The following is a 6,942-nucleotide window of genomic DNA, read 5'->3' as shown; positions in this document are numbered from 1 at the left end:
TAACGCGCGCGCATCCGAGGGCTACACGAGGGCAACGGCTTTGAAGCGGCCGATCGCCCTTTGCCTGGCCTGTGGAAGGGGCCCCACCGCGGAGCCGAGCGTCTGGATCGACTTTCCACACAGCCTGTTTTGAAAAGAACTCTTCTAGGAGAAGAACCGAAGTAGTAGTAGGTGCTGTGGAATCTGTGGACTGAGCTCGTCTTCGCAGCTCACGCGGTGTGGTGCGGTGGGGATGGACATGGGGTGACTCGAGGATGAACGCGAGGCGTCTGTGGACGGCCTGAATCTGTCCACCGTTCATCCTCGAGTGATCCTCGAGTTGTTCCACCGTATTCACCCGGTTGTGCACAGCTGTGCACCGATCGGTGGACAGCTCGAGGATTCCTCGAGGACTCAACAGGGATTCCTCGAGGAATCCACAGGGGCAACTTCCAAGGATGGCTGGTCAGGGCCTGTGCGTGAATCTGCCTGTGGATACTGTGGAATTCGGCCTGTGAGTGGTGTGCACGACCTGTCGAGTCCCACCTGGGGACGAATCGGTGGACAACCCTGTGCAATTGCTTGGGAATCCGCACCATCCGATGCGAACGATGCTGGTGGAGAGCACACAGGGTGTGGATGGATGGGACGCGCAAGCAGTAGTCGTAACGGCCGCGTCGTCGGCCGCCAGCCCAATCAAAACTGCTTCGGCTGAATCGGATCGAGGGCAATTCTGCGACCGACCGCCCTCACATTCCCCGCAGGTTGACGGCTGTAGGACCTCTGCGGACTCCCAGTGTCCGCGATTCCAGGGAGCTTCGCGCCATCCTCTACGCCACCGCCATCGACGGGGCCATAAGGATGCTGCCCTCCTACAAGCCCAACCAAGGGCCGCACTGTGATCTAACGCACAACTGGACTACGCGAGCGGCTTGTCGGCCCGCTGGCATGCGGCGCTTTTCCGACTTCCGGCGCAGTGGCGACCTCGCATTTACCAGCCATTTGCCGTCGCGCCTCTGTTGGTGCCGAGGTCGTCAAGGCTGCTTGCGCACGCACAATCAGGAGGAAATGGACCATGCGTTATGCAGATTCGACCTATCGACATGGCGGTTCTCCCGGTGTTCAATACCGATTGCCAGAGGTTTCATCGCAGGCTGCACCGCCGCGTCTCCGCAAGCATGTGGCGGGCCGATCGGGAGATCCGTGGATGAGTGTTGACATCACCTGCCCGAATTGCGGGCGGCTTGATTGGGTGCAGAGTGTGCCCGCGTTGTGCGCGGATGGGACCTCGGTCTCGACGGACACCGGAACGTATTCCGGTGTCGGTGTGTCCAACGCTGGCTTGGTGCCGACGTTCGGCACCATGACCATCGATCGGACCCATACCACCTCTCTCGCAGCCAGTTTCGCTCGCGAGCCCGACTGGAAGCCGACGAGCCGGCTCACCCGGCTGGGTTTGATCCTGCTGATTCCTGCAATGTTGATGCTGATCATCATGGTAATCGGCACGCTCGGAGCTGAGCCGGGGCGAGCACAGCAAGAGATGGCCTCATCGACTGTGATTGGGACCCTGTTCCTCTCTTTTCCGGGCATACTGGTGCTCGCGGCGACGCGGGGTCGACGCCGTCACAACTACCGGATCCTGTTCGGCCGCCCGGTTGCGCAGGCCGTGTGGGGCGCGGGGTTCTACTGCCATCGTTGTGCAGCCGCGTACTGGCCGTCCTCGCCTGTGGCGGGCATACCGCTGCGGCAGCCGTTGTCACCGCAGCAGTTCCGGTGGCATGTCTGGCAGGCTGCCCGCTACAACGACGCTAACTAGCGCTGAGCGAGGGCGAATCCACACACTAATCGGCCTATCCGCGCGCAGGTCCGTCCTCCGTCGCCGCTTTTTGGAAGTGCAGGCCACCAACAGATGGTGTGTGGTCCGTCCCGTCGCGGGAGGGACGCGACGGAGCGTCATCTAGCATCGTCGTCTTGCGTCGGGAGGCTGGATTGCGTTGATGGACTTGTGCCCTCCGAGCTGCCCTGTCTCACCTCAATCCGAACATGTTCCCTCGGGGCGCCAGCTTGCTCGTTGCCCTCCGGCGCATCAGACGGAAACGCGGGCTTCTCGCGAGCGAGCGAGATGAGTTGGCGGACCTGCTTGGGGGTGATTTCGAGAAGGTCGGCGACGTCGTCGTCGGTGTGGCCGGGCTGGTCACGAATTGTCATGGCCGCACTGCCCTGATCAGCGCGCAGAGTCGCGATCTTCCGAGCAGCTTCGTCTTCTACCACGCTGATCTGCCTGCGCAGTTCGGCGACCTCGGCCTCGCGCTTGGCCTCACAGTCTGTGATCGCCTGCCAGTCGGCAAGATAGCGGCGCACCGCCGCGGCGATCGCGCGATCCCGCTCGCGGGCGAGTTCACGACGGCGGCGCACACGCTCGCGCGAGCGTTCCACTCGTTGCGTCATTTCCGGTGATCGAGCCGTTCGCGTTGAGCGCGCCGGTCGACGTTTAGCCATCAGCTGACCCCCAGAGGTCTCGGTCAGCCTGCTGATCCTCCACCACCGATGCTACCCCGCGCCCCCGCACGTCCGGGTTCTTCGGCTCGTCCAGGCAGCCTCAGCCGATCTGCTTCCGCTGCGTTCGCGGTTCCCACCCAACACTGGATTTCCAACTGGTCTGCCCACAGCCTGTACCTGTCAGGGCGATCCTGGTGGTACGCGGTTGCCTCGCGCGGCCGGTTACGGGCAACTCGAACTCGATTCCCGTCAGGCGCCCACGTCCACGACCCAAGCCGCTGTAGTCCACGACCTGGGCCTCGATCGTCACGTCGGGACGTAGCCACCCGGGGGCGGTCACGATCAACACCGCGCGGTGACTGCGTATCCTGGCCGCCACGGCCCGCGAACGCGAAGCCGCCGCGCTGCCGCGGTGGTCGAGCACCACCAGGTCGACACCGTCCAGCAAGACCGCGACGACGGCGAGGGCATCGAGGCCGGGATCGGGTATGTGGGCGAGTTTTCCCAGCTTGCCGCCCATTTCGTGAAGGGCGAGCAGGCCGATCTGGGGATTCCCCACGACTGCGGACCAGTACCCGGCAGCGGTCGCCTCCGCCAGCAGCGCGAGCAGCAGCGAGCCGCGCGGGCAGCCGACGATGGTGCCGCGCCGCAATCCACCGCCCGGCAGCACCGCCGCCAGGCAATCAGGCACCGGCAGGACCTCGTCCCCGCTACCGGCCGCCCGATCGCCAACCGATCGGGCCGCTACCGAGACGGAGCGAGGCGACATCGCCGCGATCCGCGTCCTCAATGCCTCCAGTTGCCAGTCACGTGAGCCGCGGGTCGAGGCATCTACATCGCCTTGACCGCTCACACACACCTCCATGTCGAACATATGTTCGCACAGGCGAGCGGGGGTGCACTCCCCACTGCCGTATCCACACGCGGCTAGACCACCCCGGGAAGGACCAACTCAGTGAAGCGCACCAATCCTCGAGACCATTCCGACACCACCGACACCGCGACCCCCTCCTCGCCCGGGGGCCGGGCGGTCACCGTGCGCGACTTGCGGGCCGGTGATCGGATTCGTGACGAGCACGGGTTCGCCGGATCACGGACGGTCGCGTGTGTGACCGCCGAACTCGGGCAGGATCTGCGCCCTTGGTACGCCGTGCGTTTCGCAGGCGGTGATGTGCGCGTGGCGGACAGCCTCGCCGCCGAGGTCGAGTTGATCGCCGCCGAACCGTCACGCACGCGGGCCACCACCGAGCTGCCGCCGTTCGCGCCGCCACGATCCATGGCCGAGCTGATCGACCTCGCCCATCAACATCGCCGCGCCTACAGCGTCGTCCATGCCGTCGACAACGCCGAGGCCCCCTTCGTCACCTTCACCGCCCAGTGGTCCCCGCCCGGCTGTGAGATCGACACCAAGGTGCGAGCGACCTGGCACACCCGCGACACCGGCCGCTACAGGCTTTTCCACGCCGCGGCCCAGGGCTATCACCGTGGCTACCACACCGTCACCCTCGCCACGGCGTATCGGCTGCTCACCGGCGAGCTCTGCTTCCGCCGTGATCACGGCAGGCCGTGATCGCCCGCGCGGACCCACCGAATGTCCGGTAGCTGAAAGTATGCTGATTGAGTGGTAGTGCCCGCTCCGATGCTGGCGACCCCAGGGAGGCCGCCCGACGATCCACGCGGTTGGGCCGTGGAGATGAAGTACGACGGGATGCGGGTGATCGCGGCGTGTCGTCGCGGTCGGTGGCGGCTGTTCAGCCGCACGCTCGCCGAGATCACCGCGGTGTTCCCGGACGTGGCCGATGGTTTGGCCGCACTGGTCGGGACGGACGGGATGATCCTGGACGGCGAGCTGGTGGCCCCGACTCCCGGCAGTGGCGCACCGTCTTTTCGTCGGTTGCAGCGTCGGATGGGAAGGACACGACCGTCGGGCGAGGTGCTCTCGGCTGTACCGGTGCAGGTCTTCGTATTCGATCTCCTGCACACCGGCGCCGAGCCGACCACGTCATTGCGCTACCGCACCCGCCGCGCACTGCTCGATGAGTTGTCTTTGTCCGGTCCGGGGGTGTTGACCCCGCCGTCATGGACCGGGGTTGCGGCGCGGCAGTTGTTGGAAGTGGCTGCGGACCATCACCTCGAGGGGATCGTCAGCAAACATCTGGAGTCGGTGTATCGGCCCAGTGTCCGGTCCCGACACTGGATCAAGACGGTCCTGCGGCAGGTGGCCGACGTGGTCGTGGCCGGCTATATTCCGGCCGCCGGGCCGTCCGGGCGGATCGGGTCATTGGTGTTGTCCGCCCACGACGCCACCGGGGCGTTGGTCGGGCTCGGACACGTCGGGACCGGATTCACCGACGCCGAACGGCGAGCCCTGCACAACGAGCTCGATCGGATCCGCATACCCCGCAGCCCGCTTCACGGCGAGCGCTCGGATTCGAGATCATCTGGGAGCGTGTGCTGGGTCGCCCCGACGGTGGTCGGGTCGGTGCAGTACAGGGAGCTCACGGACCGGGGGCTGCGCCACCCGAGTTGGCGAGGTCTGCGACCCGACATCCCCGCCTCGGAGGTGGCCTGGCCGTCGTAGCGGGCCCGGCCAGGCGTGGCGGTCCTCGCGTAGGGGACTGCGGATCAGTCGGTGTAAGCCCAGATGTCATAGAGCGCGTCCGCGACATCACCCCATGCCACTTCGGTGACGCGTTCGATCATCTCGAAGACGTAGTCTTCCCCGATCGGCTCCGGCGCCGAGGTCTCCTGGGGCAACGGTCGCCCGTGTTCCTCGGCGACCTCGCCTTCGGCGTGCACGATCCTCCGCAGGGGCAGGCCGTCGCGGTAGAAGGCGAAACCGTGCACGCTCGCCACGCTGTTGGTCACCCACGCCACCGCGCTGGTGCCCGCGGCGAGGAACGTCGTCGCCTGGTCGTCGAAGACCACCCGGAAATGAGGATCGGCGATCCAGGTCCAGCCGCCGACCGAGGCCACCCCGAGGTCGTAGGGCCGCGCGAACACCGCGTCGAGATCGACGCGTTCCCCGCTGTCGCGCGGTCTTCCCGCCAGACCTGACACATCAGGGCTCCCTGCCACGGCCAAACCCTGAACCTTCCAACCCATCGCATCGCCTCTCCGTCATCACGACGCCCTCGCGCCGATGCCGCTACCGCGTGCCGCGTCGTCCGATTTCTCACCACCGAAACGGGATTCACGACGACCGGGCTATCTCGTCCCATTGTGCCCAGGCACACCGACACTTCTCGGCTCCGGTGACGCCGGCAACAGACACGCGGACCGTATCGCTCACCACCCTCCCCCAGTCATAACCGCAAGAGCTGCCCACCGAGAGGACGCCGACGCGCCGGACTGCTTGGTCCTGCTCTGTCATCTGACGGTCGGCGATCGGTGGAGCCGGGTCGGGTTGTCGGGGTGTGCGAGGCTGACCTGGTGTCCGATCCGTTCGTTATCGTCGAACGCGGCCCCGGGCACGTTGCTCCTGGTGCCGTCGAGGCCCTGTTGCAGCGGCTCGCCGACACCCATTCGTTGGTCGATTCCGATTTCACCCACCCGAGACGGATGACAGAGCCCGCCCCCGACGGCGCGACGGCGCATCCGATGGCGATACACGGCGGTGTCGTCGTCGGGTTTCTGGCCGGTCGACCGCGCAGCGGACACATCGCACTGATGGGCTGCCTGACTCCGGGCAGCGGGGCGGGTGCCGCGTTGCTCGACGCGTTCGCTGCCCGCGCCGCCGCCGCGGGCGCGACACGGCTGACCGTGGTCCTCGACACCGAGATCACCCACCGATGGCAGCGCCGCCGCTTCTTCGAAACCAACCGTTTCCACCCCCATCACGGCAGCACCCTGCACTTCCACCGCCCGCTCTGACCCCGAGAACATACCCGCGCATCGATTCGGCCCGACCAGGTTTCGAAGGCCGCGATGCCGCCGATGGTCCACGTGCCGGGACCAGCGCTCGACCGTGCGCGACTCGACACCGCCGACGCCCATCGCCCGCGCTGCATCCGCCCGTATTCGCTCTCATCCGTCCCGACGCGACACCGGCCCCACCGCGGTGCGCGGCGGGTCCCCTGTCACCGACCAAGGAGTATCTGCGATGTCGCTTTCCGATCCGATCGAGATCGCTGCCGGCCCGGTCATCGCCTCGCTTCCCGGCTACGTCGGTGACCTTCACCAATCGCGACCGCGCCCCGCCTGCCGCCGTACCGACCGGACCCGTTCGCACGGTTCGACACAGCGTGACCCGCCGACGACCTCCCCGGTGACACCTCACCACCAGAGCCGACCACGACGCCGAAAGGGGGCGTGCCCGCCGCCATGACCACACCCACCGCACACGCACACTCGGCCCGGTCCAACCACACCTCGGCCACCGCCCGTACGGACTTCGATTTCTCGGTGGCGCCGGCACCAGGACTCGGCGGATACGACCACTACCTGGTCTCGCTGTCGGGA

The 6,942-nt window shown here is 66.5% G+C and carries 7 protein-coding genes; 4 read left to right on the top strand and 3 right to left on the bottom strand.

Going from position 1 to position 6,942, the window contains the following annotated elements; translation table 11 throughout:
* Positions 1 to 1,186: 1,186 nt before the first annotated feature.
* Entirely contained in the window at positions 1,187 to 1,798 is a 612-nt protein-coding gene (locus ON30_RS28220) for a hypothetical protein (protein ID WP_157183879.1), read from the top strand.
* 137 nt (positions 1,799 to 1,935) lie between these two features.
* On the opposite strand, the gene ON30_RS39510 is transcribed toward ON30_RS28220, so the two are convergent.
* Both ON30_RS39510 and imuA' read right to left on the bottom strand, forming a co-directional pair.
* Entirely contained in the window at positions 1,936 to 2,418 is a 483-nt protein-coding gene (locus ON30_RS39510) for a hypothetical protein (protein ID WP_157183878.1), read from the bottom strand.
* A gap of 163 nt (positions 2,419 to 2,581) precedes the next feature.
* Complete coding sequence (gene imuA' / locus ON30_RS28210) at positions 2,582 to 3,355, bottom strand: DnaE2-dependent mutagenesis accessory factor ImuA' (RefSeq protein WP_157183877.1); 774 nt, start codon at positions 3,353 to 3,355, stop codon at positions 2,582 to 2,584.
* 81 nt (positions 3,356 to 3,436) lie between these two features.
* Here imuA' and ON30_RS28205 point away from each other — a divergent pair, with 81 nt between their 5' ends.
* Both ON30_RS28205 and ON30_RS28200 read left to right on the top strand, forming a co-directional pair.
* Positions 3,437 to 4,051: a Hint domain-containing protein gene (locus tag ON30_RS28205; RefSeq protein ID WP_040712111.1), complete on the top strand. Its 615-nt coding sequence runs from the start codon at positions 3,437 to 3,439 to the stop codon at positions 4,049 to 4,051.
* A gap of 51 nt (positions 4,052 to 4,102) precedes the next feature.
* The gene (locus tag ON30_RS28200; protein ID WP_157183876.1) at positions 4,103 to 5,062 is read left to right on the top strand and encodes an ATP-dependent DNA ligase; all 960 of its coding nucleotides are present in this window, start codon (positions 4,103 to 4,105) and stop codon (positions 5,060 to 5,062) included.
* Between the two features lie 44 nt (positions 5,063 to 5,106).
* Here the strand turns inward: ON30_RS28200 and ON30_RS28195 are convergent, their stop codons facing one another.
* Positions 5,107 to 5,541: a DUF6461 domain-containing protein gene (locus ON30_RS28195; RefSeq protein WP_157183875.1), complete on the bottom strand. Its 435-nt coding sequence runs from the start codon at positions 5,539 to 5,541 to the stop codon at positions 5,107 to 5,109.
* Between the two features lie 372 nt (positions 5,542 to 5,913).
* Here ON30_RS28195 and ON30_RS28190 point away from each other — a divergent pair, with 372 nt between their 5' ends.
* A complete protein-coding gene (locus ON30_RS28190) occupies positions 5,914 to 6,354 on the top strand; it encodes a hypothetical protein (protein WP_157183874.1) in 441 nt (146 codons plus the stop codon).
* The last annotated feature ends 588 nt before the right edge of the window (positions 6,355 to 6,942 follow it).

It is taken from the genome of Nocardia takedensis NBRC 100417 (assembly GCF_000308695.1).
Lineage (GTDB): Bacteria > Actinomycetota > Actinomycetes > Mycobacteriales > Mycobacteriaceae > Nocardia > Nocardia takedensis.
Note: the sequence above shows the minus strand (reverse complement) of the source record. Positions and strands in the feature narration are given on the sequence as shown.

What these genes read in the sequence shown, in the direction of transcription:
- ON30_RS28220 (WP_157183879.1), top strand. Translation starts at nt 1,187, where the DNA reads ATGAGTGTTGACATCACCTGCCCGAATTGCGGGCGGCTTGATTGGGTG.
- imuA' (WP_157183877.1), bottom strand. Translation starts at nt 3,355, where the DNA reads ATGTTCGACATGGAGGTGTGTGTGAGCGGTCAAGGCGATGTAGATGCC.